29 protein-coding genes and 1 pseudogene are annotated in these 21688 nt (G+C 61.7%); 18 read left to right on the top strand and 12 right to left on the bottom strand.

Annotation, left to right across the window (positions count from 1 at the left end; all coding sequences use genetic code 11):
* Nucleotides 1-143 precede the first annotated feature (143 nt).
* Both NKJ80_RS09780 and NKJ80_RS09775 read left to right on the top strand, forming a co-directional pair.
* Nucleotides 144-650: an outer membrane protein gene (locus tag NKJ80_RS09780; protein ID WP_352497489.1), complete on the top strand. Its 507-nt coding sequence runs from the start codon at nucleotides 144-146 to the stop codon at nucleotides 648-650.
* The gene (locus NKJ80_RS09775) at nucleotides 622-738 is read left to right on the top strand and encodes an outer membrane protein (RefSeq protein ID WP_352497509.1); all 117 of its coding nucleotides are present in this window, start codon (nucleotides 622-624) and stop codon (nucleotides 736-738) included. The genes NKJ80_RS09780 and NKJ80_RS09775 overlap by 29 nt, the downstream gene beginning before the upstream one ends.
* Before the next feature lie 105 nt (nucleotides 739-843).
* Here the strand turns inward: NKJ80_RS09775 and NKJ80_RS09770 are convergent, their stop codons facing one another.
* Nucleotides 844-1137: a DUF2218 domain-containing protein gene (locus NKJ80_RS09770; RefSeq protein ID WP_352497487.1), complete on the bottom strand. Its 294-nt coding sequence runs from the start codon at nucleotides 1135-1137 to the stop codon at nucleotides 844-846.
* A 133-nt stretch (nucleotides 1138-1270) separates the two neighbouring features.
* A complete protein-coding gene (locus NKJ80_RS09765) occupies nucleotides 1271-1711 on the bottom strand; it encodes a VOC family protein (protein WP_023681520.1) in 441 nt (146 codons plus the stop codon).
* A 359-nt stretch (nucleotides 1712-2070) separates the two neighbouring features.
* Here NKJ80_RS09765 and NKJ80_RS09760 point away from each other — a divergent pair, with 359 nt between their 5' ends.
* From NKJ80_RS09760 to NKJ80_RS09735, 6 genes are all read left to right on the top strand, one after another.
* Nucleotides 2071-2667, top strand: a complete 597-nt coding sequence (locus tag NKJ80_RS09760) for a cold-shock protein (RefSeq protein ID WP_027050415.1) — start codon at nucleotides 2071-2073, stop codon at nucleotides 2665-2667.
* 113 nt (nucleotides 2668-2780) lie between these two features.
* Entirely contained in the window at nucleotides 2781-3353 is a 573-nt protein-coding gene (locus NKJ80_RS09755; RefSeq protein ID WP_352497486.1) for a DUF192 domain-containing protein, read from the top strand.
* A gap of 10 nt (nucleotides 3354-3363) precedes the next feature.
* Complete coding sequence (locus tag NKJ80_RS09750) at nucleotides 3364-4131, top strand: alpha/beta fold hydrolase (protein WP_352497485.1); 768 nt, start codon at nucleotides 3364-3366, stop codon at nucleotides 4129-4131.
* 57 nt (nucleotides 4132-4188) lie between these two features.
* Nucleotides 4189-4560, top strand: a complete 372-nt coding sequence (locus NKJ80_RS09745) for a hypothetical protein (protein WP_023751498.1) — start codon at nucleotides 4189-4191, stop codon at nucleotides 4558-4560.
* Nucleotides 4561-4630: 70 nt separating this feature from the next.
* On the top strand, nucleotides 4631-4945 hold the full coding sequence (locus tag NKJ80_RS09740; protein ID WP_352497484.1) for a hypothetical protein: 315 nt from the start codon (nucleotides 4631-4633) through the stop codon (nucleotides 4943-4945).
* A 39-nt stretch (nucleotides 4946-4984) separates the two neighbouring features.
* Complete coding sequence (locus NKJ80_RS09735) at nucleotides 4985-5485, top strand: GNAT family N-acetyltransferase (protein WP_352497483.1); 501 nt, start codon at nucleotides 4985-4987, stop codon at nucleotides 5483-5485.
* Here NKJ80_RS09735 and NKJ80_RS09730 read toward each other — a convergent pair.
* The gene (locus NKJ80_RS09730) at nucleotides 5482-6096 is read right to left on the bottom strand and encodes an HD domain-containing protein (protein WP_027050421.1); all 615 of its coding nucleotides are present in this window, start codon (nucleotides 6094-6096) and stop codon (nucleotides 5482-5484) included. The two genes, NKJ80_RS09735 and NKJ80_RS09730, sit on opposite strands and share 4 nt — an antisense overlap.
* 133 nt (nucleotides 6097-6229) lie before the next feature.
* On the opposite strand from NKJ80_RS09730, the gene cysE reads away from it, so the two are divergent.
* Nucleotides 6230-7078: a serine O-acetyltransferase gene (gene cysE / locus NKJ80_RS09725; protein ID WP_023667506.1), complete on the top strand. Its 849-nt coding sequence runs from the start codon at nucleotides 6230-6232 to the stop codon at nucleotides 7076-7078.
* Nucleotides 7079-7333: 255 nt separating this feature from the next.
* Nucleotides 7334-7537, top strand: coding sequence for a DUF3126 family protein (locus tag NKJ80_RS09720; protein ID WP_006200852.1), 204 nt, complete (start codon nucleotides 7334-7336; stop codon nucleotides 7535-7537).
* Nucleotides 7538-7826: 289 nt separating this feature from the next.
* Here NKJ80_RS09720 and NKJ80_RS09715 read toward each other — a convergent pair whose 3' ends face one another.
* On the bottom strand, nucleotides 7827-8552 hold the full coding sequence (locus tag NKJ80_RS09715) for a hypothetical protein (protein ID WP_023805266.1): 726 nt from the start codon (nucleotides 8550-8552) through the stop codon (nucleotides 7827-7829).
* Between the two features lie 110 nt (nucleotides 8553-8662).
* Between NKJ80_RS09715 and NKJ80_RS09710 the strand changes: the two genes are divergently transcribed.
* Nucleotides 8663-9031, top strand: a complete 369-nt coding sequence (locus NKJ80_RS09710; protein ID WP_023805265.1) for a DUF6949 family protein — start codon at nucleotides 8663-8665, stop codon at nucleotides 9029-9031.
* A gap of 85 nt (nucleotides 9032-9116) precedes the next feature.
* Nucleotides 9117-9644 (top strand): gamma carbonic anhydrase family protein, encoded by a 528-nt coding sequence (locus NKJ80_RS09705; RefSeq protein WP_023805264.1) that lies wholly within the window; start codon nucleotides 9117-9119, stop codon nucleotides 9642-9644.
* 43 nt (nucleotides 9645-9687) lie between these two features.
* Here NKJ80_RS09705 and NKJ80_RS09700 read toward each other — a convergent pair whose 3' ends face one another.
* A complete protein-coding gene (locus tag NKJ80_RS09700; RefSeq protein ID WP_245262623.1) occupies nucleotides 9688-10245 on the bottom strand; it encodes an ankyrin repeat domain-containing protein in 558 nt (185 codons plus the stop codon).
* 174 nt (nucleotides 10246-10419) lie between these two features.
* On the opposite strand from NKJ80_RS09700, the gene NKJ80_RS09695 reads away from it, so the two are divergent.
* Both NKJ80_RS09695 and NKJ80_RS09690 read left to right on the top strand, forming a co-directional pair.
* Complete coding sequence (locus tag NKJ80_RS09695) at nucleotides 10420-10701, top strand: HNH endonuclease (RefSeq protein ID WP_032905114.1); 282 nt, start codon at nucleotides 10420-10422, stop codon at nucleotides 10699-10701.
* Between the two features lie 84 nt (nucleotides 10702-10785).
* Nucleotides 10786-11444 (top strand): annotated as a pseudogene (locus NKJ80_RS09690) (DUF2726 domain-containing protein).
* A gap of 188 nt (nucleotides 11445-11632) precedes the next feature.
* Here NKJ80_RS09690 and NKJ80_RS09685 read toward each other — a convergent pair.
* The 4 genes from NKJ80_RS09685 to NKJ80_RS09670 form a co-directional block, all read right to left on the bottom strand.
* Entirely contained in the window at nucleotides 11633-12241 is a 609-nt protein-coding gene (locus NKJ80_RS09685) for a transglutaminase-like cysteine peptidase (RefSeq protein ID WP_023681509.1), read from the bottom strand.
* Nucleotides 12242-12529: 288 nt separating this feature from the next.
* Nucleotides 12530-13147 (bottom strand): PilZ domain-containing protein, encoded by a 618-nt coding sequence (locus NKJ80_RS09680; RefSeq protein ID WP_023667501.1) that lies wholly within the window; start codon nucleotides 13145-13147, stop codon nucleotides 12530-12532.
* A 124-nt stretch (nucleotides 13148-13271) separates the two neighbouring features.
* Nucleotides 13272-13910: a PAS domain-containing protein gene (locus NKJ80_RS09675; protein ID WP_023681508.1), complete on the bottom strand. Its 639-nt coding sequence runs from the start codon at nucleotides 13908-13910 to the stop codon at nucleotides 13272-13274.
* Nucleotides 13911-14028: 118 nt separating this feature from the next.
* On the bottom strand, nucleotides 14029-14268 hold the full coding sequence (locus tag NKJ80_RS09670) for a hypothetical protein (protein WP_155927147.1): 240 nt from the start codon (nucleotides 14266-14268) through the stop codon (nucleotides 14029-14031).
* Nucleotides 14269-14310: 42 nt separating this feature from the next.
* On the opposite strand from NKJ80_RS09670, the gene NKJ80_RS09665 reads away from it, so the two are divergent.
* The 4 genes from NKJ80_RS09665 (at nucleotide 14311) to NKJ80_RS09650 (ending at nucleotide 17843) form a co-directional block, all read left to right on the top strand.
* Complete coding sequence (locus NKJ80_RS09665; protein ID WP_023706620.1) at nucleotides 14311-15078, top strand: rhomboid family intramembrane serine protease; 768 nt, start codon at nucleotides 14311-14313, stop codon at nucleotides 15076-15078.
* A gap of 138 nt (nucleotides 15079-15216) precedes the next feature.
* Nucleotides 15217-15648 (top strand): CBS domain-containing protein, encoded by a 432-nt coding sequence (locus NKJ80_RS09660; RefSeq protein WP_023667498.1) that lies wholly within the window; start codon nucleotides 15217-15219, stop codon nucleotides 15646-15648.
* A 202-nt stretch (nucleotides 15649-15850) separates the two neighbouring features.
* The gene (gatB, locus tag NKJ80_RS09655; RefSeq protein ID WP_023688375.1) at nucleotides 15851-17350 is read left to right on the top strand and encodes an Asp-tRNA(Asn)/Glu-tRNA(Gln) amidotransferase subunit GatB; all 1500 of its coding nucleotides are present in this window, start codon (nucleotides 15851-15853) and stop codon (nucleotides 17348-17350) included.
* A gap of 4 nt (nucleotides 17351-17354) precedes the next feature.
* Nucleotides 17355-17843, top strand: coding sequence for a GNAT family N-acetyltransferase (locus tag NKJ80_RS09650; RefSeq protein WP_023738941.1), 489 nt, complete (start codon nucleotides 17355-17357; stop codon nucleotides 17841-17843).
* Nucleotides 17844-17859: 16 nt separating this feature from the next.
* Here the strand turns inward: NKJ80_RS09650 and NKJ80_RS09645 are convergent, their stop codons facing one another.
* From NKJ80_RS09645 to panC, 3 genes are all read right to left on the bottom strand, one after another.
* Nucleotides 17860-19260, bottom strand: coding sequence for an ArnT family glycosyltransferase (locus tag NKJ80_RS09645; protein WP_352497482.1), 1401 nt, complete (start codon nucleotides 19258-19260; stop codon nucleotides 17860-17862).
* A gap of 183 nt (nucleotides 19261-19443) precedes the next feature.
* Nucleotides 19444-20604: a helix-turn-helix transcriptional regulator gene (locus NKJ80_RS09640; RefSeq protein ID WP_023715794.1), complete on the bottom strand. Its 1161-nt coding sequence runs from the start codon at nucleotides 20602-20604 to the stop codon at nucleotides 19444-19446.
* A 224-nt stretch (nucleotides 20605-20828) separates the two neighbouring features.
* Complete coding sequence (gene panC / locus NKJ80_RS09635; protein WP_023715793.1) at nucleotides 20829-21686, bottom strand: pantoate--beta-alanine ligase; 858 nt, start codon at nucleotides 21684-21686, stop codon at nucleotides 20829-20831.
* Nucleotides 21687-21688: the final 2 nt, after the last annotated feature.

Genomic DNA, 21688 nt, shown 5'->3' with positions numbered 1-21688 from the left:
CGCTTCTACGTTGCGGTCGCGATGCTAATTAAGCCTCGGCTAAACAGTTGTTTTTCTGCAACAATTTTCGATTATCCGGCCTAGGCAGCTTAATGAATACTGCATGTCTGTGCTATGCTCTTTCCGACGCATTGGGGAGTTTCATGAAACGTCTGCTTCTCGCATCTACTTTCCTGATTTCGGCTTGCGGCGCGGCGTTCGCCGCCGACGTGATTGAGACCGTACCGGCAGGGTTTGTCTGGTCGGGTGGCTATGTCGGCATCAACGCCGGCTATGGCTGGGGACGCGGTGACGCGGTCGACCAGACGGATTCCTTCTTCGACGAGGAGCTTGGTCAGACCCATGACGTCGATACCGACGGCTTCCTCGGCGGCGTTCAGGCCGGTTACAACTGGCAGTCTGGAGCATTCGTCTATGGCGTCGAAGCCGATCTGGGCTATCTCGGCCTCGATGGCGACAGGACTATCGTCGAAGAGCCCGACAATTTCGGATCGGCGAAACTGGGCGTCTATGGCGATCTGACGGCACGTCTGGGCTACGCCACCGACAGGCTGGTGATCTACGCCAAGGGCGGCGCGTGGCGGTGTCGAATGGGCCTTCGCCGACAAATGGACCACGAAGCTGGAATACCAGTACTTCGACTTCGGTAAGGTCCGTTTGACAGATATCGAGGGCAACGACGCAAAGGTGAAGATCGACGCCCATACGATCAAGATCGGCCTGAACTACAAGTTCTGATCGATCCGTCGTTCCGACGGTTCAGATGGCGTCGCAACCAAGTGACGCCATAACGTCGCCCGGGGCTGGCAGCTTCCGGCGTTCGGCGTTGCGGCTGACAGCAGATCAGGTCGCCGGAGCCTGCTTCCACTCGAAAGTCAGCTCCTCGCGGAAGGCAAAGCGCTTGATGTGATCGGCAACGACGCTCTCCATGCGCTCCAGCGATCCGCTTTCATCCGTCGACACCGTGATATGCAGCGCTGCCGCATCGGCATCGAGAACCGTGCGGCCGAGCGACAGATCGATGGTGCCGTGGTTTGGATCGAACACGACGGGAAATTTGTGCGCCCAGTGCTTGCACAGCTGCTGCAAATAGCGGCTGGCATATGCGGTGGTGACATCGGCACGGCTGGTCGGCATAAATGAATTCTCCTGGATGAGGCACTGGCTTTGCTTGGCTGGCGCGACAGGCAGGTAAATAGGTGCCGTTGGTCGAAATGGCAAAGGCGGCCGGCTTGTCGGCGCGGCCGCCTCGCTCAAGATGGCGTGATCGCTACCAGGTGCCGGTGTTCGGCATCGATGCCCACGGCTCGGCCTTGGGTTTGGCCGGGCCCTTCTGCAGCAGTTCGAAGGAGATGCCGTCCGGCGACTTGACGAAGGCCATGTTGCCGTCGCGCGGCGGCCGGTTGATGACGACGCCATTGTCCATCAGATGCTGGCAGGTGGCGTAGATGTCGTCGACCTCATAGGCGAGATGGCCGAAATTGCGGCCGCCCTTGTACTCCTCCGGATCCCAATTGTAGGTCAGTTCGATCAGCGGCGCCTTCTCAGTGATGCCGCTTTCTACATCCTCGGAGGCGGCGAGGAAGATCAGCGTGAAGCGGCCCTGCTCGTTTTCGTAGCGGCGCACTTCCTTCAGGCCGAGCTTGTTGCAGTAGAAATCGAGCGAGACATCGACGTCGGCGACACGGACCATTGTGTGGAGGTAGCGCATGGGATTTCCTCGGGGATGTTTGGGTTGCGAGGCAACATAAGGTCCACCCCGCCGGAGGGCAACGAGCATCGGACTGGAAAAGTGATCACCGGTTTTTGGAAAATCAGGTTGCTCTGACAAAAGCGTCCGACCACAAGTGGTTGCCGATTTCGGCAAAATCCGATGCAAATTGCCGACCGGTTGACGGCCTTGACGGATCGCCATTGCAGCCGGCAGCGACGCCGGCAAAAAACAAGTCAGCTATTCCTGTATTCAACCGTGAAAAAAGGCACGGCAGGTCTTGCACACCCCGGAAGCGGCGGTGTTAATCTAATGTCAAGAATCACTTGCGGTTTTCTTGAAAAAAAGGGGGCGTTCTTATGGGGGATAAGGCCTCTTTCACGAGGCGGGATGAGAACCTTGACGACGCCCTGAAGCGCGACAGTGGCGGCGATAGCGCCGACCTTGTCGAAATCGCCGGCGCCATCAAATGGTTCGACGTGGCCAAGGGCTACGGTTTCATACTACCCGATGACGGTTCCTCGGGCGACATCCTCCTCCATGTCACCTGCCTTCGAAAGGACGGTTTTCAGACGGCATTGGAGGGCGCGCGTGTCGTGTGCCTTGTCAAGCATGGCGACCGTGGTTTGCAGGCTTTCCGGGTGCTGTCCATGGACACCGCCACCGCGGTCCATCCGGCCGAGATGCAGGAACAGCGCACCCATGTGGCGGTGACGCCGGAAAGCGGGCTCGAGCGGGCGCTGGTTAAGTGGTTCAACCGCACCAAGGGCTTCGGCTTTCTGACGCGCGGCGAGGGCACCGAGGATATCTTCGTCCATATGGAGACGCTGCGCCGCTATGGCATCACCGAGCTCAGGCCCGGACAGGTCGTGCTGGTGCGTTTCGGACGCGGTGACAAGGGCCTCATGGCTGCCGAGATTCACCCTGATATGGGCACCTTGCCGGTCGCGCATTAGGACGCGAGCCTTCCTGAGGAAGTCAGGACGGCGTTTTTCTTGGTTTCACCACGATCTTATCCGAATACCTGAGACCACTTTTAGGGATCATGGTCTTTGGTCGAGGATTTCCAATGGCGTACAGGAACTGGCTGACAGCGGGCGCGCTCTGCGTCATCGTTGCGGTAGCCGCAGGCGCTTACTTCTATTCCGGGCAGCCGACCGCATCCCAGCAGACGATCGCCGGCGGTCAGGCGATGATCCTTCCCGTCGATCCGACACCCTTGGTCGTGGCGACGAAAGGCGGCGATAAATCCTTTTCGATCGAAGTCGCCGACACCGACTCGGAACGCGAGGCCGGCCTGATGTATCGCCAGGATATGGCCGACAATCATGGCATGCTGTTCGTCTTCGAGATGCAGAAGCAGGTCGGCTTCTGGATGCACAACACGCCGATGCCGCTCGACCTGATCTTTGTTGGACAGGACGGCAAGGTCCGGGCCGTCAAGCACGGCACTCCATTGTCCGATGCAGTCATCTCGCCGGGTGTGCCAGTGCGCTTCGTGCTGGAGCTCAAGGCCGGCACCGCCGCCAAAAACGGCATCGACCATGGCGATCTGCTGCGCCATCCGGCCGTCGGCACGGTGTCCGGCCTCGGCATGCCGCCATCGGACAAGGGCAACGCGCCCACGCCCGGCGCCGGCTGAGCCGCTCCCGATGCAATTCTTCTCCCATGACGGGTTCGACTTCGCCTTCCTCGACCGCCTTCCGGCGTCGGGGGCGGGCGATCCGGTGCTGATGATCCACGGCTTTGCCTCCAGCCACTATGTCAACTGGGTATCGCCCGGCTGGTTCAAGACGCTGAACGATGCCGGCTATCGCGCCATCGCCTTCGACAATCGCGGCCACGGCTCGTCGTCGAAAAGCTATGACGAGGCCGACTACACCCCGGCCAAAATGGCTTCGGACGCGGCGGCCCTGCTCGACCATCTCGGCATCGGCCGCGCGCATGTCATGGGCTATTCGATGGGCGCGCGCATCGCGGCGTTCCTGGCGCTGTCGGATCCCGGCAAGGTGGCGACTCTGGTCTTCGGCGGGCTCGGCATCGGCATGGTCGACGGCGTCGGCGACTGGGACCCGATCGCCGAGGCGCTGCTGGCCGACGATCCGGCCGCCACCAGCCATCCGCGCGGCCGCTCGTTTCGCGCCTTTGCCGATCAGACGCGCAGCGACCGCCGCGCGCTGGCCGCCTGCATCGCCACGTCGCGCGAACTGCTCAGCGAACACGACATGACGCGCATCGCCCAACCGACGCTGATTGCGGTCGGGACGACAGACGATATCGGCGGCTCGCCCGACGAGCTCGCCGCGCTGATGCCGAACGCCAAGGTGTTTCACATAGACGGCCGCGACCATATGCTGGCTGTGGGCGACAAGACCTTCAAGCAGCGGGTTTTGGAGTTTTATGCCGAAAATCCGCTTTAACCGGTAAGCGATTTTTCGGGCGAAATGGATTGGGCGGCCGGCGAGGGGTGGCAAACAATGGCTCAATGGGGAAGAAGCGCCGACGCTCTGCCGGGCGCCGTCGTGACAAGCATGTTCGGCAAGCGTTCCGTCATCCTGGCGCTGCTCGCCTTCGGTGCCGGTGTGATAGCGCTGACCACAATGGTGGCGCTGCCGGCCCACGCATCCGAGCGTGCCCAGAACATCGCCACGGCTTTCTTCATGGCGGTTTTCCTGCTGGCAGGGCCGTTGGCGCATATTGCCGGATTGATTTTCGGGCTGATCGCGCTGGTGCGTTCGAACGATAGCCGCGTGCTTGGGGTCGTCGGCATCCTGCTCAACGGCGGCTCCCTGGCGGTTGGCTTCCTGCTGCTTGTGGCAATGGCATCGACGATCGGCGCTTTCACCTGATCGGGGACGAGTAATGGCCGGATGGGGAAGAAGCACGATAGCAATGCCCGGCGTGGCGGGGCGGAGCAGCTTGGGCAAACGCTCGGTGATCCTGGCCCTGCTGGCGTTCGCAATGGATTTTGCGGCGGTGGTCACGCTGGCGCTGATGCCAGGCGAGGCGTCGCTGGCCGCTCAAAACGTCCTCGGCGGGGTTTTTCTGCTGGTGTTTCTCGTTGCGGCGCCGCTGGCGCACATCACCGGCGTGGTTTTTGGCTTGATGGCACTGGGACGTTCAAACGACAATCGTGTCCTCGGCATCGTCGGTATCCTCCTCAACGGGCTGTCGTTGGTGATCGGCCTGTTCTTTGTTTGGGCGGCCACCAAGTCCGTTGGCGCCTTCAGGTGATCGATCTTCGTCTGGCTTGCAGCCGGAGGCGGTGCCGCTTTGGTTGACCTTCTCGTCACCTATATGGACATGCGCCCGCGCGATTTGGCGCCTGCACGCGTCAGCCCTGCAGCAGCGACCACGGTGGCGCTGGAAAGGCTGGACAGCGCCGCTTACATCGACCTCTACCGCGCTGTCGGCGAGCCGGTGCAGTGGGACCAGCGGCTGCGCATGCCGGCGGAAGACCTCGAGCGCCTGCTGGCGCTGCCCTCGACACATATCCATGTGCTGCGCGTCGAGGGCGAGGCCGCTGGTCTGTGCGAATTCAACGGCGTCGGCCAGCCTGAGGTCGAGCTGGTTCATTTCGGGCTGGTTCCCGCCTTCCAGGGTCGCAGGCTCGGCCCGTTCCTGCTCGACCAGGCGCTTCGCGCCATCTGGTCGCGGGCGCCGCAAAGGGTCTGGCTTCATACCGACACATACGACCATCCGGCCGCGCAATCGGTCTACAGGCGCGCCGGTTTCAAAGCCTATGCGCAGCGCATGGAGACATTTCCGGATTAGGATTTGAGCGTTTCTAGAGACCGCGCCAGGTTTTGCCTGGCCTGGGGCTCGAACCTGTGGCGGAATTCCTGCGTGTGAAAAATATGCTGGCGCGCGAGGAAAGTCTTGAGAATCGCGCCGCGGCCGGCGCGCCACATCGGCTCCTCGACCCAGCCATATTCGCGGCGGACCGCTTGTTCATAGGCGTCGAAAGCGTCGGCTGACGCACCCAGTATCGCCAGGTCCATGTCGAGGAAAAGCGCTGCGTCGCGGAGGGCGTTCTCATCGGCAAGGCACCGTGGTTGAAGGCTGGGCAGTTCATGCGTGGCGGTGGCGACGATCATCGCCGCTATGCGGCCGAGGCGCTCCGGATCGGTGCGGGCGGCAAGTTTGTCCTGCGCAAGTGCCGCACTCCTGGCCTCGTTGTCCTTGGCGCGGCTGTCATAGATGGCGTCATGGAACCAGATTGCGGCTTCGACGGCGCCGGAATCATGCAGCGATGCTCGATATTCGTCCGCCAGCGCCAGCAACGCCTCGATATGGGCGAGGTTGTGATAGTGGCGATCCGGAGCTTGATAGAGCGCGGAGAGCGCGCGTTTCAGCGGAGCGTCGATCAAGGGTTCGTTTTCCATGGCGGCTTGAATTTCCGTGAACCAAATCCATTTCACCGAGCACTAAGGAAAATTGAGTTCAATCGTGCTATGATCTGGCTTATATGTGCCGCCGGAGAATAGGCAAGCGGCCAGGACGCAGGACAAGACGTCGATGAACAGCATCAGCATTTCCCGCCCCACAATGGTCCAGCCGGTCGATCCGATCTGGCGTTCGGTCCGCGACGAGGCGATGGAAGCGGTCAACCGCGACCCGCTTCTGGCGGCGTTCCTCTATTCGACCATCCTCAACCAGGAGAGCCTGGAGGAAGCTGTCATCCATCGGCTCGCCGAGCGGCTCGCGCATCAGGACATCGGCTCCGACCTCATCCGCCAGACGTTCAAGTCGATGCTGGCCGACGACAAGGAATGGTCGTCGATCGTGCGTGTCGACATCCAGGCCTATTACGACCGCGATCCGGCCTGCGACCGCTTCATCATGCCGGTGCTCTATTTCAAGGGTTTCCATGCGATCCAGACGCACAGGCTGGCCCATTGGCTGTGGAATCAGGGCCGCAAGGATTTCGCGCTCTATCTGCAGAGCCGCTCGTCCTCGGTGTTCCAGACCGACATCAACCCGGCCGCCCGCATCGGCAAGGGCATCTTCATCGACCACGCCACCGGCCTCGTCGTGGGCGAGACGGCGGTGATCGAGGACGATGTGTCGATCCTCCATGGCGTGACGCTGGGCGGCACCGGCAAAGCCGGCGGCGACCGTCACCCCAAGATCCGTTACGGCGTGCTGATCGGCGCCGGCGCCAAGATTCTCGGCAATATCGAGATCGGCCATTGCTCGAAGATCGCGGCAGGCTCGGTCGTGCTGTCGCCGGTGCCGCACAACAAGACGGTTGCCGGCGTACCGGCCCGCGTCGTCGGCGAGACCGGCTGCGACCAGCCTTCGCGGCAGATGGACCAGCTTTTGCCGTCGCAGTCGATGGATCAGGTCGTCAGCTTCGACATCTGATTTGCAACACCCGGCGCGCCGGACTGAGTCCGGTTGCCGGCGCCGTTGCCTCTGAAGCATGATGCCGAAAAGTGTGAGGCGGTTTTCGGACGACATCATGCTCTACCTCCTTGATTTAGAGGCGGATTTGGATTCGACCTGAAATCATCCGGCCCCAGGGTTCGCGTTCTATCCAGCCGGCTTGCCTTTACATCGCCATTGTCGACGTGCCAGAAGCGCGTTCCAACGAGCAAGCCCGACGATCGGAGAAGACTTTTGAAGCCGGACGAAATCAGAAAGCTGGACGCCTATTTCAAGCGCGTCTTCCAGAATCCCAAACTCGAGGTGAAGGCGCGGCCGCGCAAGGAAGATTCGGCCGAGGTCTATGTCGGCGACGAGTTCCTCGGCATCGTCTTCAAGGACGAGGACGACGGCGACTATAATTTCTCGATGGCGATCCTCGACATCGATCTGGCCTGATCGCGGAACTGGGGATCGGAGTTGCCTATCTCCAACGAAGTGGGGAGATGAAGAGCAAGCCTCGGCGATCCTTCCCACCCCCCTCTGTCCTGCCGGACATCTCCCCCGCAAGGGGGGAGATCGGCAGTTCCTCGGCTCTTCTTCTGCAACCTCGATAATTGGCGAAAGCAGTGATGGGGGCGTAATCTCCCCCCTTGCGGGGGAGATGTCCGGCAGGACAGAGGGGGGTGCTGTCCCGCCAACGTTCGTAAACTTCTGCGCCGCTTCGCTTCGCCCGAACAGAGGCAGGCTAGCGCCCCGTCTTCAGGACGCGCGTGGCCTCGGCGACGATAGCGGCGTCAAGCGCCGGCCAGTTGCCCAGCAACTCCCGGGGAAAGCGGTAGGTCAGGCTGAGGCTGTCGCCGACCTGGATGTCGCGCTCGCAGGGCGCCAGCGATTCCTCAGCGCTCGGTCCGCTCAGGCAGCGGGCGACGAACGGGTCCTTGCCGGCCCGGCCGGCGACCGCGAGCACCTCGTTGAGATAGCCTGATTTTTCCGTAAAACCGTAAATCGTCGTGCCGCCGGGGCCGGGCGCGCCGGGCTGGCTGATGAGCGCGCTATAGATCGGCGCGAAACGGCCGCTCATGTCGCGCGACATCATCTGCGGTTCAAACGACAGGAAGATGATGTTTTTGGCGGCCCCCGTGTGGTTGAAATCGTCGCGGGCGGCTTCGCTGTAGCCGTCCATCTGGGGATAGCGCAGATAGAGGTCGAGGCGCGAAGCGATGCCGTCGCGCCGCGCCTGCAGGAAGCGGATGGCGTTGGCCGGCACGGCAATGACATTGTTGCCGATCACTACCCTGTGGACCGTGATGTCGTCGGTGTAGCCGGCCATGGCGATCGAGCGGCCGAACCATTTTCCGCCAAGGCTGATCGCCAGCGACAGCAGCGCCAGTGCGGCAAAAGCATAGAACACCCGCTTCATCAGCACGGAATCGACGACGTTGAACTCTTCTGCGGTCGCTGCCTGCTTCATCGCAATCCCCATAGTCGCCGCCCTCTGTCCCTGGGCGGCACACATGCCGCGGCATGGCTCTTGCTGCGCTGGACGCGACTGTGCGATTTCATGGTAAACGGAAGGTAAAGATGAGCCTGCTGCTACCCGTTCTCTTCGCTTTTGCCGTCGGGCTCACCGCCTGCGGGCTCGCTGGGTCCGTGATGGTACTGGCGGCGGGCCGCCGGCTTGCCTTTGCCGAGCCTTATGTGTCGCCGGCGTACATCCTGCGCTCGCTGGCCACGACCGCTTGCGCCGGGCCGTTCATGCTCGCCAACGATGCGCTCGATGCGCGGCGCGAAGGCCGCATTTCCACGCTCATGCTGATGTCCTGCGGCTGCACGGTGATCGCCTGGGCGCTGGTGCTGGGCATCGTGCTGATCGCCATTGCCTCCTGGGGCATCAACTCTCCTGGTGCGCTTCTGCTTTTGGTGGAATCGCTGGCGCGGTATTTGCCTTGAGGCAAATGCGGGAGAAAACCGGCACGCGGTTTTCCTCGGATTGTTCTAGGGTTTGTCCCGGCCTGCGACGAATCGGAGACTGCAAATGCCGACCTACGCAATCGACGGAAAAGCGCCCCGTTTCGAGGATGCCGACAGCAACTGGATCGCGCCCGATGCGACGTTGATCGGCGACATCAGCGTCGGCCGCAATGCCGGCTTCTGGTTTGGCGTGGTCATCCGCGGCGACAACGAGGCGATCATCATCGGCGCCGACAGCAATGTCCAGGAACACACGGTGATGCACACCGATCCCGGTTTTTCCCTGACGATCGGGCAGGGCTGCACGATCGGCCACCGCGCCTTGCTGCATGGCTGCACGATCGGCGACAACAGCCTGATCGGCATGGGCGTCATAGTCCTCAACGGCGCCAGGATCGGCAAGAATTGCCTGGTCGGCGCCGGCGCGCTGGTCACCGAAGGCAAGGAGTTCCCCGACAATTGCCTGATCGTCGGCTCGCCCGCGCGGGTGATCAGGACGCTGGACGACGCCGCGGTCGCCAGGCTGCGCGCCTCGGCCGCGCACTACGTCGCGAACGGCAAGCGCTTCAAGGCGGGGCTGAAAGAGACGTAAGGCCAGCCGGCCAATCTTGTCCCGACGGTTCATTGCGCCCAACTCACTGTCCGTCGGAGCCGCGCCCGGCCATCGCATCGCGCAACAATGAAGCGCCGTCCTCAAAGCCGGCATTGTCGGCTTCCTTGAGGGCTGTCGTATAGTCATCAATGCGGGTTTCGAGTGCCGGGTCGGCACCCACCGCCAAAAGCAGGCGGATCGCATCGACACTGCGGATGGCCACAGCATAGTGAAGCGGCGTCCAGTCGTTCACGCCCCGCATGTCGGGGTCGGCGCCACCGTTGACCAGCACCTGGGCGATTTCCAGTCTGTCGGTTCGGTCGGTGGACAGAGCAGCAATGATTGCCGGAAACCCGCCATGATCCGGATAATTCGGATTCGACCGGCATCGAGCAAGGTCAAGATGAACCCGACGGGGCTTCAATAGATCGCATACTCCAGCGGGTGCCCGAGGCCGATCTCGAACGGCATGTGCTCGTCGAACCAGCGGGGCGTGCCGCAATGCCACGCCGAGCCCCGCGAAATCGCCGGTCTTGAAGGCACCGTCGATCGCCTCGAACAGGCGATGGCGCTCGCAGTGATCTTCGGGGATTTCCAACATCGCCGCGATCCAGAAGGCGAAACTAACGGCCTATAGTGCCTCGATCTCCTGCGTGGAAAGGCGGTCGTTAGATGCGCTTGGCGGGGGCGATAGGGAGGTGTCGACTGTGCACGGTCCCTTACAAGAGACGGATTGACGTTTGGCCGCTGCCATAGTTCCCTGTTGCGGGGGGATATGACGGATCTAAGAAACCTTCAGTATCGTGCGTGGGTGCGCCGACATTTGGCTAAGAGCCAAGGCGGGAAATGTTGCTATTGCAAGCGCCAGTTCACGAAGAGCGGCTCGACCCGTTTCACCATTGAACACAAGAAAGCTCGAATGGACGGCGGCTCTGACGATCTGAGCAACCTTGCAGCCGCTTGCTTCCATTGCAATCAACATCGCGGCCTACAAAAGAACCGTGCCCGGCAAAAAGCGCAGCGACAAGTTCAAACTGACCCCACTACCCAAAATTGACATCGCTGGCCCCTTGGCCGCTTATTGTTGCAACTGGAACTAGGCCGTCAATGAATAATCTAGTCGTGGAGGTAGCTTACTTGCATGCCACCGGATTACGTTGAGCTAATCGCGAAACCTCTTCTGCCAACCGCTATTTTCCTTGCGGGCGTTTTCGCTGGCATGGCCCTAGAGCGTTTCGTGTCAAGAATTCGAAGGCAGGCATGGAGGAAGAGAAACCGCTGGCGGTGGGCGAGAGAGCGCAGTAGTGGTGACATCCTTAGTGGCCTGTGGACCGCCTCGAAGCCTGTTTCCGCGCCACCGAACCAATTGATCCAGCTGACCAGTTGCGAATTGTCATGGATGCGAACTTCACCGTTCAACCGCTTCTCAACAAGAGTGAAGCGCGCGTCTTCAAGGAACTCGACCGTATGGTTATTGGCTGTAATCCAGCATGGCAGGTTATGGCACAAGTGTCTTTGGGGGAGATCCTGCGCAGCAAGGACGCGGACGCCTACAGCTGTATCAACTCGAAACGCGTTGACCTCCTCCTTGTGGACGAGAATTGTTTGCCTCGACATGCCTTGGAATACCAAGGTCACGCGCATCATCAGGGTTCGGCTGCGGCGCGTGATGCGGTTAAGAGGGAAGCCTTGCGAATAGCGGGTATCAGTTACCACGAGATCGTCGGTGGCCACACTACACCTTCCGAACTCAAGCGGCTGGTTGAGAAACTCGTGGACAAGCCCCTAGCAGCTCAATAGCTGGCCTGTGCCAGCTTCGGGAGCTTGGCTGATCTTCTAGCCATCCTCCAGAAATGGTGGAGCCGGCCCGGGGACGGGGCCGGCTCCTTAAAACCCGGTCGTTGGGGACGGGGAGGGTGGGGACTCGACCGGGCTTTCTCGTTAGGCACGTCGCATTATTCGATGTGCTTGACCTCTGTGATGGCGTCCTAGCGGACGCTGGCAACCGCGTCGGCGCGACCGTCATTGATCGTCACCCACACGCCGGAATTCTGGTCGGACTGGCGCTTCAGGTATGTATAGTCGGTGTCGGTCCAGGACAGCACCTTGGACTCCAGATTGTCGAGGATGAACTCGCCGAGGCTGGTGCGCACGGTCAGCACCGCGTGGCCGTCGCCATTTTGTTGGCGCGCCACGGTCATCAAGAGATTGCCGGCGGGAACGCCGAGCGCCATCAATTCGCGGCGCTTCTCCAGCGCATAGTCCTCGCAGTCGCCGAAGCCGCTGTCGGGATAGGACCAGACCTCTTCCTTACCCCACATTTCCATATCGGTGCGCGGCACGATCCGGGTGTTGACCGAATTGTTGACGTCGACGATCGCCGCCCACAGCTTGCGGGTCAGTTCGACCGGTGCCTGCTTCGGCGTGCGCTGAGCGCACTCCTGCGGCAGCTTCTGGCAGAATTCGTAGTGACCGACCGGCTGTGTCGTGCGGCCGCCAGTGTGCATGTAGGCCGGTCCTGCTGCTTGCGCCGTTCCCCAAGCGGAAAGCTGCATCGCCATTGCCAAGAGCAACAGCTTGCCCCAAATCTTCGCCATTGGTCAGTCTCCCCGTTTGAGGAGACAATGACAGCGCTGGATTTATTTGACGCAAAAACCCGAAGTAGACATTGAGTAAAAGCTCAATAGAATACGCGTAAAATTTGACCTATTTTAAAATAAAATCGTTCAGGTCTCGGCGTAAAACCGCGGTGTCGGGGCGCGGATTTCCGGGTGGAGCCGTGGATTTGCTGCGTGCCGCTACAAGCTGGAGAGGCAGGCGGAACGCCGGCAACAAAAAACCGGCCGCGCAGGGCCGGTTCGTTTTTGCTGCCTGTTGCCGATCGTTCAGGCGCGCGGGGCGTTGAACTCGGAATCGAGCGTTTCCGGGCGTTGGATGACGGCGAATTCGATGGCGACGCCATCCTCGAAATGACGCACCACCTGGCCACGCATGGTGCCTAGCATCACCTGGATGCCGAGCGCCGGCTTGACGTCGATCTCGACCGCCGCGCCCGATAGCGACAGGTCGATGATGCGGCACTGATACTGGCGCCCATCGGTGAGCTGCAGCACGCTTGTCGGGTTGCGCGGCGCCACGCGTTCGTGGCGACGGTCTTCCGGCAGGTCGAGTTCATGCTTGTTGGCGAGCCAGGTCAACTGCGCGGCAAGCTTGTCCTTCTTGCGATCCGAGGCAATGACGGTCATGGCGAAGCCGTCCTGCGAGGTGCGCGTCACCACGCCCTCGATGCGGCCGATATGATCGATATAGGCAATGATTTTTTCGCCCGGCATGCCGACGCGCTCGGTGCGCAACGCGACATTGCCCGGTGACATATCGACGACCTGGCAAGGGTGTTCGGTGCGGTCCTCCAGCATGAAGCGCCCGTAGATCTTGACCCGGACGCGCTGAAAGTTACGCCTTTCGGCGCGGGACGGTGCGTATTCGACCGCCGCTGACCTCATGACTGCCTACACCCCGTTGGCATTCCCGCGTCGTGCGTGGAATCTCGGCCAAAACTACAGCCAAGCAGGTTAACAAAGGAGAAAAGTGGGTCGCCGATAGTTAAGATTAGCGCCGGCTTGGAGACTATTGCTCGCGCCCGCCGTCGAACACGACGAGGTGGCGGATACGGCGCGACCGACCGAGCGCCGAGATGGTCTCCGCCGCTTCGAGTTCGGTGGGAGCCAGCGAAGGAACGGATATTTCCGGACGGTTTTTCAGGAACATCGGTTCCTTGTCGGGAGCGATGACGCGGATGGCGTCGATCAGCGCGTCGGTGATCGGGTCGGCGCCCAGCCAGAACGGCTTTTCCACGGCGCTGATGACGCCGAGGCAGCGCGGGTTCTCGACGCCGCCATCGAGCGGCAGCGCAAGCAGTTCGAAGTGGTTGGACCGGCCGCTGCGGCTGAACCCCTCGTAAGTGATCAGCACAACGGATTTCTGCTCGAAAACGCCATGAATGAGGCGCGACACCAGCCGCTGGTCCTTGTCACGCCAAAGCGAGGGGAACGAAAATCCCTTGAGCTCGCGGCCGTAGCCGGCGCAAAGCCTGGTGCCGGCGAGCCGGAACACCGCTTCGCCGCGCGTATCCCTTTCCAGGATGAAGGTGTCGGCCAAAAGCGCCTTGATGTCGGCCGGTTCGACTTCCGAACGCTTTGGGGCAGGACGTCCATGACGCAGGCGATTCCAATAATGGAACAGCGCGATTGATCCGTTCTGGTTCATGCTATTAAACTCCGCGCATTCTGCCGTCTGATGGTCCCATCGGTGAACAGAAAGGGCGCCCTCCGATGACCTACATGCGTTCCGGAGCAGGATGCGTGCCAGCGTCGTTAAGACTTGTTCACGGGTCGGGGGCGTTAAGGTTAACAAGTGGTTTACGTTGCGCGCGCAGGCTTGCCATGGCACACCAAAACCACTCCAGAAGCGGTCGTTTCGCGACGACCAACAGCACTTCGGTCAATAGTTTTAGGGGAGCAGGGGGCTCGACCAGCCGTTCAAGGGAAACCTTGGACGGCTTCTTTTTGATTCGCGGTTTGTGATTCGCGCTTTGTGATTCGTAGTTTGTGATTTGTCCGGGCATGGCCTAGATGCTCGCGACACGCAAATCCCTGGATCAGAGCATATGAGCGAACCGGCCGGCCCCCTGGAGACCGAACAGACCGCGGAGGCGCCGCCGCCGCGCCGCGAGCCGGTGTTCAACCTGCCACCGGCGGTGCTGGCGGTGATCGGCATCTGCGTTGCCGTCTTCCTGCTGCAGCAATATGTGCTGACCGAAGAGCAGCAGATAACATTGCTCACCGACGGCGCCTTCATTCCGGTCCTCTACACCGGCCAATACGGTTTCGACTGGTTCCTTTTCACCCGTCCTTTCACCTATGCCTTCATGCATGGTGGCGTTGCCCACATTGCCATCAACATGGTTGCGCTGGCCGCCTTCGGGTCGCCGCTGGCCAACCGTCTCGGCTGGTTCTGGTTCGCCTTGTTTTTCGCCGCCACCGGGCTGGCCGCGGTGGTGCTGTTCTGGGCGGTCCATCCATACGGCGAAGCACCGCTGGTCGGCGCTTCCGGGGCGATATCGGGCATGATGGGTGCGGCGGCTCGCTTCGGGTTCCGTACCGACCGCTCCTCCGGCAGGGCGGCCTTTGCCGGTCCCGTGCTGCCGATCGCAGTCGTTTTGCGCATGCGCGGCGTCGTCAATTTTCTCGGCGCCTGGATGGTCATCAATCTCGCCACCGGCCTTTACGGTCTCGGGCTCGGAGAACCCGGCCAGATCGCCTGGGAAGCGCACATTGGCGGCCTCGTCGCAGGCTTCTTCGGATTGCGCTGGTTCGACCGGCGCTGGCGGGCGCCTGAATGGGAGATCCCCGACGACCAGCGCACCCCCCACTAGCGCACTCTATTGGCGCACCCCACTGGCACACCCCACTGGCACACTTGAAAAGCAACCGATCACGGCGCACGATGTTCACTCCTATGTGAAGCCGGTCAGGGCGGGAGCTGGCTAGCCAAGCAGGAGGAGGAGGACGCCATGACGGTTAAGGCAATTCTCGAGAGAAAAGGCCATGACGTGTTCACGCTCGGGCCGAATGTAAAGCTCAGCGAAGCCATTCGAATCCTGGCCGACCACAAGATCGGTGCACTGGTCATCACCAATGGCGATCGCAAGATCGTCGGCATCCTTTCCGAGCGTGACATCGTGCGGGTCGTTGCCAGGGAAGGCGCTGCCGCACTTGATATAACGGTACGCTCGGCGATGACGCCGAAAGTGAAGATCTGCAACGAGAACCACACGGTCAACGAGGTGATGGAGATCATGACCAAAGGCCGTTTCCGCCATCTGCCGGTGGAAAAGGATGGGCTGCTCGACGGCATCGTGTCGATCGGCGACGTGGTCAAGCGCCGCATCGAGGATGTCGAGCGCGAGGCCGACGAAATCAGGGCCTATATCGCAACGGCCTGACCTGACGAAAAGACCGCCGACCGGAATACCGGCCGGCGGCGTTCATTCTATCGGTGCCGAGCGGCCGAAAGCGGCTGAAAAGGCCAGCCCGCTGCTCTGCGCTGCTTTGGGCGCTTGTCTCGCGAAGCGGTTTGCACTAGCGAAGACCGATACCCAAATTCGCGAAAATCGCAGTTTTCGCGAGCCAAAAGCGCAGGCCACCATGACCCTTATCGATACCCGCACGCCCGATGCCAAACGTTTTATTCCCGGCGCTACCGGCGATTGGGAGATCATCATCGGCCTCGAGGTCCATGCGCAGGTAACCTCGGAAGCAAAGCTGTTTTCCGGGGCGTCGACGACTTTCGGCGCGGCGCCCAACGCCAATGTCAGCCTGGTCGACGCGGCCATGCCCGGCATGCTGCCGGTCATCAATGAGGAATGCGTCAAGCAGGCGATCCGCACCGGCCTCGGATTGAAGGCGCAGATCAACCACAAGTCGGTTTTCGACCGGAAAAACTATTTCTATCCCGACCTGCCGCAGGGCTACCAGATATCGCAGTTCAAGCAGCCGATCGTTGGCGAAGGCACGATCGTCATTTCGGTCGGTCCCGACCGGCAGGGCGAGTTCGAGGATATCGAGATCGGCATCGAGCGCCTGCACCTGGAGCAGGACGCCGGCAAGTCGATGCACGATCAGCATCCCACCATGTCCTATGTCGATCTCAACCGCTCCGGCGTGGCGCTGATGGAGATTGTCTCCAAGCCCGACATGCGCTCCGCCGACGAGGCCAAGGCGTATGTCACCAAGCTGCGCACCATCGTGCGCTATCTCGGCACTTGCGACGGCAACATGGACGAAGGTTCGATGCGCGCCGACGTCAACGTCTCCGTTCGCAAGCCCGGCGGCGAATTCGGTACGCGCTGTGAGATCAAGAACGTCAACTCGATCCGCTTCATCGGCCAGGCCATCGAGTTCGAGGCGCGCCGCCAGATCGCCATCCTCGAGGATGGCGGCAAGATCGACCAGGAAACCAGGCTGTTCGACGCCGTCAAAGGCGAGACGCGCTCGATGCGCAGCAAGGAAGAGGCGCATGACTACCGCTACTTCCCCGATCCCGACCTTTTGCCGCTGGAGTTCGACCAGGCCTATGTCGACGCGCTGGCCAAGGAGTTGCCGGAACTGCCCGACGACAAGAAGGCGCGCCTGATCTCCTCACTTGGCCTGTCGACATACGACGCCTCGATCCTGGTGTCGGAAAAGCCGATCGCCGACTATTTCGAGCAGGTGGCCTCGGGCCGCGACGGCAAGCTTGCCGCCAACTGGGTCATCAATGACCTGCTCGGCCAGCTTAACAAGGCCGGCAAGGGCATTGAAAATGCTCCTGTAACACCGGAGCAGCTCGGTGCCGTGATCGACCTGATCAAGGAAGGCACCATCTCCGGCAAGATCGCCAAGGATCTGTTCGAGATCGTCTGGAACGAGGGCGGCGATCCGCGCCAGTTGGTCGAAAGCCGCGGCATGAAGCAGGTCACCGACACCGGCGCCATCGAGAAAGCGGTCGACGAGGTGATCGCCGCCAACCCCGACAAGGTCGAGCAGGCTCGCGCCAAGCCGACCATGGCCGGCTGGTTCGTCGGCCAGGTGATGAAAGCCACCGGCGGCAAGGCCAACCCGCAGGCGGTCAACGATCTGGTCAAGGCCAAGCTCGGTATCGAATAGAACAATGTTCGTCCGCACCGCCAGCGAACGTGACCTTGCCGCTGTCCGCGCGCTGCTGGTCGAAACCTGGCACGCAACCTACGACGCGATCTATGGCGCCCAGCGGGTGATCGAAATTACCGACGACTGGCATTCGATCGCCTCGCTCAAGGCGCGGCTGACAAGGCCGAACTCGGAATTCCTGGTCGCCGATGACGGCAAGCGTATCGGCGGCATGGCTTTTGCCGCCGCAACGACGGATGCGAAGATCGTGCTGCTGAACCAGCTCTATGTACTGCCGGCCTGCCAGCGGCAAGGCATCGGCCAGGCCTTGCTGGACGAGGTCGAAGCCAGCTTTCCCGAGACGAACAGGTTGCGCGTCGAGGTGGAAGAGGCCAACGTGCCGGCCATCGCCTTCTACCGTTCGAAGGGATTTTTGCCGGTCGGCAGCACCGCCGATTGCGGCGGCGGTTCGGGGTTGCCGGCGCTGATCTTCGAGAAACCGCTGGGATAGGCGCCCGACGAAACGCTCAGTGCTGTCCTTTCAGCACGACCAGATAGCCGCGTTCCACCGGCTGCCGGAAGGCGATCTGTTCGGATGTGCCCGGATCTTTCGATTGCTTTTCGATGACGTAGCCGCCGGGGTGAGACTTGAGCCATTCCTCAGGCTTGTCGGCGTTCTCGAATGGCTTCTCTATTCGCCCAAGGAAACCGACCTCGCCCTGATAGTCGTAAGCGACGGCCCAGTCGGCGTCCTTTCGTTCGTCGATGAAGCTCGCCAGCTGCGTGAGATCGTAGCGTTTGAACACGGTCGCCGAGGCGGCGGCGTGGCCGATGGCGAAAAGGGCAAGCATGACAAAGGCCGTCGCCCTCAGCCTGGCGACTGAAATCTCGGCCATGAAATAGCCCAGCAGAATGGTCGCGAACGGTAGTGCCGGCACGACATAGTGCGGCTGCTTGCCGGATATGGCGCTGAAGACCAGCAGCACCGCAATGAACGAGAACGACAGCAGGCGCAGGGCACGCAGATCCGGGGATTTGGTGTCGATCAGGCTGCGTATCCGGGCAACCGGCCTCAGCCGCCACACCGGGGGGATAAAGGCCCAGGGCACGAACATGAGCGGCAACAGCATCAGGTAAAAGTAAAACGGCCGGCCATGCGAATTGTGCAGGCTTCCGGTAACCCGACCTGCCGACTGGTTCCAGACGAGATCGTAGACGAAACTGCCCTTGGTCAGGATGGTCGCGGGCGCCAGCCATATAGCGACCGGGACAAGGGCGGCGAGAATTGCCAGGCCGGCTCCGGCAAAGAACTGCAAAGGGGCAAGGCCGGCTCGCCGGTCACGCCAGAGGGGATAGAGCAGGACGGGCGCGCCGATGTGAATGAGCACGACCGGGCCTTTGGCCAGCACGCCGAGCCCGATGAAGAGACCCGCCTGCACCGCCTGCCAGCGGTTGCCGGTCCTGGCGAAGCCCAGCAACGCCAGCAGTGCGGCGACCACACAGGCCGTCAAAAGCATGTCGAACAGGATCAGGGTCGAATAGATGACAAAGACGGTGCTGCCGGCCACCAGCCAGGGGATGCGACTGGCGATTTCCGGGCGCTCGGGAAACAGGGTTTTGGCCAGAAGTGTCGTCAGCCAGATGACCAGCGACGAGGCAGCGAAGATGACGAGCATCGCCGCCGCGCGGCTCACACCGAAGATGTTCCAGACGAGATCGATGAGCCAGAACAACAGCGGCGGCTTCTGCAGATAGGGCGCAAAGTTCATCGTCGGTACGAAGACATGTCCACCGAGATACATCTCCCAGGCGACGCTGAGATAACGCGTCTCGTCGACCGGCAGTAGCGGACGGAAAGCGAGCGCGATGCAAAGCAGGGCCAGCAGGAAGAGGTAAGGCAGCAGCCGTTCAATTCGTGTCGGTATCAAGTTCGGGGACCGCCCAGGAAATGGTTTTCCACGTCCGGTCGTGCACGATGCACCGTCTCCGGACCGGAGCAGAACCGCACCATGATTTTGGCCGAATTGCAACGATGCCGGCTTGGTATTGTGGATTACGCCTGCGTACCGGCAAATAGTTGAAAAATTTGATGATTGGCTCCGAGTATGGCTTCAGGCCGAGCGCAGCGGCGGCGTCAATTCGCGCATCAGGAGTTCCAGCTCTCGCTGGTCGCCGGTGGCGGTCTTGTCGAAGATGGTTGCCAGCTGTGATTTGACGGTGCCGTCCGAGACGCCGCTGGCAGCCGCGATTTCACGCCGTGTCAGCCCGGCGGCGACATGGCCGGCGACACGCTTTTCCGCTGCGGTCAGTCCGAACAGCGCAGCGATCGCTTCCAGCGCCGGCACTGATGCGGCGCCGGCGGCGGCAATGAAGATGGCCGCGGCGGCGCGCGGCGACATGCGGGCCGAAATGTCGCGTCGCGCCAGAGGCATGACATGCGCCACCGCCGGAGACATGGCCTTCACCAGCGGAATGTTGATGCCGGACGGTCCGAGCGCGAATTCGTCGCGCGTGCCGAGCTGGACGGCGCGGCCGATGGCGGTGTTGGCGTTGGCATAAGCGAAGGACAGCTGGCCGCGCACCGAGGACACTGAGGCGGTTTCGGTGAGCAGGGCTTCGGCTGCCCGATTGGCGAAAATGATCTGCATATCGTCGGCGACGATCAGCACCGGATGGTCGAGGCTCTCGAGGATGGAGCGAAAGACGTCGGCCTTGCGCCGCTCGGCCTCGAACAGGTCGCCGATGGTCACCGCACGCCGGACATGGGGGGCGAGCCTGGACATCAGGTCGATATCCCTGGCTGAAATCTGGGGCCTGTCCTTGTCGGTAACCACCATCAGCGTGCCGGTGCGCGCCGGCTGCTTCATCAGCGCCACCCAGAAGAAATCGTCGAGACGGTTGGGTTCCACCCACTCGCGCACGATGCGGCTTTCGAGCCAGTTCTGGCGGGCGTCAGGGCCTTGCAGGGCGTAGACGCTGTCGACGGTCAACGGTATGTCGACTTCCATCTTCGGCACCGCCTTGAAAAAGGGCACCTCGCAGGCGTAATCGCGCTGCAGCGGTTCAAGCAGGACCGGATCGCCGCAGGAAGTCGAAAACCGGGCCGAGTTGCTCGCCGTATCGACGACCGCCAGCATGGCAAGCCGGCCGAACGCCAATTTGCAGATTGATTCAAGCGTCGATGGCCAACGGCCGACATCGACAATCGAATCATAGATCGCTTCGACGATCTGCGGCAGGGCGCGACCGAATATGTTGGCCTGGATAGACACGTAGAGCCTCGTAAGCATTGCAGCGTAGTGGCAGGTCACACACTGTCTCCGCCTGGGGTCGCACACAACATAGCCGGGCTGGTTACGTCTGTGAAACGTCTCACAGCGGCGTTCGGTGTATTGTGAGCGCTTACGGGCTGGCCAGAACATGCCTGATGAGCCGTTGTCTAAGAGCGCTCGGGCCGGTCTGCGATACAAATCAAAGTGAACGGAATTGGAATTTCTCAGGGAATAAATGAGGAAACTTCCACATTGTCGATCAACCTGGTTCTGCCAAGCCACGCCGCGGCAAGCAGGCGGCCATCGCCGTCACGCCGCCACGAGGTGAGCGTCAGGCCCTCGCGCGCGGCGACATAGTCGACGCTGTCGAAGCCTGCCTCGAGAAGCGCGGCAGTGGCTTTACCGGTAACGCCGTTTTCATCGGCACCGGCCGCGAGCGCTGCCGCCGTCTGGCGCAAGATGACATTGAGCTGTCGCGCGACGTCGAGTTCGGCGGCGTCGAGATAGGCGTTGCGCGACGACATTGCCAGGCCGTGCGCATCGCGCACGGTTGGCGCGCCGACGATTTCCACCGGAAGGTCAAGATCGCGGCAGAGCTTTCGGACGACGCAAAGCTGCTGGTAGTCTTTTTCGCCGAAGATGGCGTAGTCGGGCAGGGCTTGCAGAAAGAGCTTGGCCACGACCGTGGCGACGCCCTCGAAGAAGGTCGGCCTGAAATCCGATTCCAGGCCAGAAGACGGGCCGCCGACCGAAATCTTCGTCGCAAAGCCTGCCGGATACATCTCGGAAACCGTAGGCGTGAAGGCAAGCTGTGCGCCGGCCTCGGTCAGCCGGTCGAGATCGCGGGCCAGCTGACGCGGATACTTGTCGAGATCTTCAGTGGGGGCGAACTGGGCCGGGTTGACGAAGATCGAGACGACGCAGCGATCGGCCGTTGCGAGCGCGGCCCCGACCAGCGAGATATGGCCGTCATGCAAAGCGCCCATGGTCGGCACCATGGCGACGCTCAGGCCTTCGCGCCGCCATTCGCGGATCTGCGCGCGAAGGCCGGGCACGGTGTCGACGACGAGCGGCTGGCGGATGG

This window comes from Mesorhizobium sp. M0030, from assembly GCF_040323695.1.
Lineage (GTDB): Bacteria > Pseudomonadota > Alphaproteobacteria > Rhizobiales > Rhizobiaceae > Mesorhizobium.
The sequence above is the reverse complement of the archived record's forward strand: the minus strand, read 5'-3'. Positions and strand labels throughout refer to the sequence as shown.

Excerpts from the sequence above, each read along its gene's own strand:
- NKJ80_RS09780 (WP_352497489.1), top strand. The coding sequence starts at position 144 with ATGAAACGTCTGCTTCTCGCATCTACTTTCCTGATTTCGGCTTGCGGC.
- NKJ80_RS09770 (WP_352497487.1), bottom strand. The coding sequence starts at position 1,137 with ATGCCGACCAGCCGTGCCGATGTCACCACCGCATATGCCAGCCGCTAT.
- NKJ80_RS09765 (WP_023681520.1), bottom strand. The coding sequence starts at position 1,711 with ATGCGCTACCTCCACACAATGGTCCGTGTCGCCGACGTCGATGTCTCG.
- NKJ80_RS09760 (WP_027050415.1), top strand. The coding sequence starts at position 2,071 with ATGGGGGATAAGGCCTCTTTCACGAGGCGGGATGAGAACCTTGACGAC.
- NKJ80_RS09755 (WP_352497486.1), top strand. The coding sequence starts at position 2,781 with ATGGCGTACAGGAACTGGCTGACAGCGGGCGCGCTCTGCGTCATCGTT.
- NKJ80_RS09750 (WP_352497485.1), top strand. The coding sequence starts at position 3,364 with ATGCAATTCTTCTCCCATGACGGGTTCGACTTCGCCTTCCTCGACCGC.
- NKJ80_RS09745 (WP_023751498.1), top strand. The coding sequence starts at position 4,189 with ATGGCTCAATGGGGAAGAAGCGCCGACGCTCTGCCGGGCGCCGTCGTG.
- NKJ80_RS09730 (WP_027050421.1), bottom strand. The coding sequence starts at position 6,096 with ATGGAAAACGAACCCTTGATCGACGCTCCGCTGAAACGCGCGCTCTCC.
- cysE (WP_023667506.1), top strand. The coding sequence starts at position 6,230 with ATGAACAGCATCAGCATTTCCCGCCCCACAATGGTCCAGCCGGTCGAT.
- NKJ80_RS09715 (WP_023805266.1), bottom strand. The coding sequence starts at position 8,552 with ATGAAGCAGGCAGCGACCGCAGAAGAGTTCAACGTCGTCGATTCCGTG.
- NKJ80_RS09710 (WP_023805265.1), top strand. The coding sequence starts at position 8,663 with ATGAGCCTGCTGCTACCCGTTCTCTTCGCTTTTGCCGTCGGGCTCACC.
- NKJ80_RS09705 (WP_023805264.1), top strand. The coding sequence starts at position 9,117 with ATGCCGACCTACGCAATCGACGGAAAAGCGCCCCGTTTCGAGGATGCC.
- NKJ80_RS09700 (WP_245262623.1), bottom strand. The coding sequence starts at position 10,245 with ATGTTGGAAATCCCCGAAGATCACTGCGAGCGCCATCGCCTGTTCGAG.
- NKJ80_RS09695 (WP_032905114.1), top strand. The coding sequence starts at position 10,420 with ATGACGGATCTAAGAAACCTTCAGTATCGTGCGTGGGTGCGCCGACAT.
- NKJ80_RS09685 (WP_023681509.1), bottom strand. The coding sequence starts at position 12,241 with ATGGCGAAGATTTGGGGCAAGCTGTTGCTCTTGGCAATGGCGATGCAG.
- NKJ80_RS09680 (WP_023667501.1), bottom strand. The coding sequence starts at position 13,147 with ATGAGGTCAGCGGCGGTCGAATACGCACCGTCCCGCGCCGAAAGGCGT.
- NKJ80_RS09675 (WP_023681508.1), bottom strand. The coding sequence starts at position 13,910 with ATGAACCAGAACGGATCAATCGCGCTGTTCCATTATTGGAATCGCCTG.
- NKJ80_RS09670 (WP_155927147.1), bottom strand. The coding sequence starts at position 14,268 with ATGCCCGGACAAATCACAAACTACGAATCACAAAGCGCGAATCACAAA.
- NKJ80_RS09665 (WP_023706620.1), top strand. The coding sequence starts at position 14,311 with ATGAGCGAACCGGCCGGCCCCCTGGAGACCGAACAGACCGCGGAGGCG.
- NKJ80_RS09660 (WP_023667498.1), top strand. The coding sequence starts at position 15,217 with ATGACGGTTAAGGCAATTCTCGAGAGAAAAGGCCATGACGTGTTCACG.
- gatB (WP_023688375.1), top strand. The coding sequence starts at position 15,851 with ATGACCCTTATCGATACCCGCACGCCCGATGCCAAACGTTTTATTCCC.
- NKJ80_RS09650 (WP_023738941.1), top strand. The coding sequence starts at position 17,355 with ATGTTCGTCCGCACCGCCAGCGAACGTGACCTTGCCGCTGTCCGCGCG.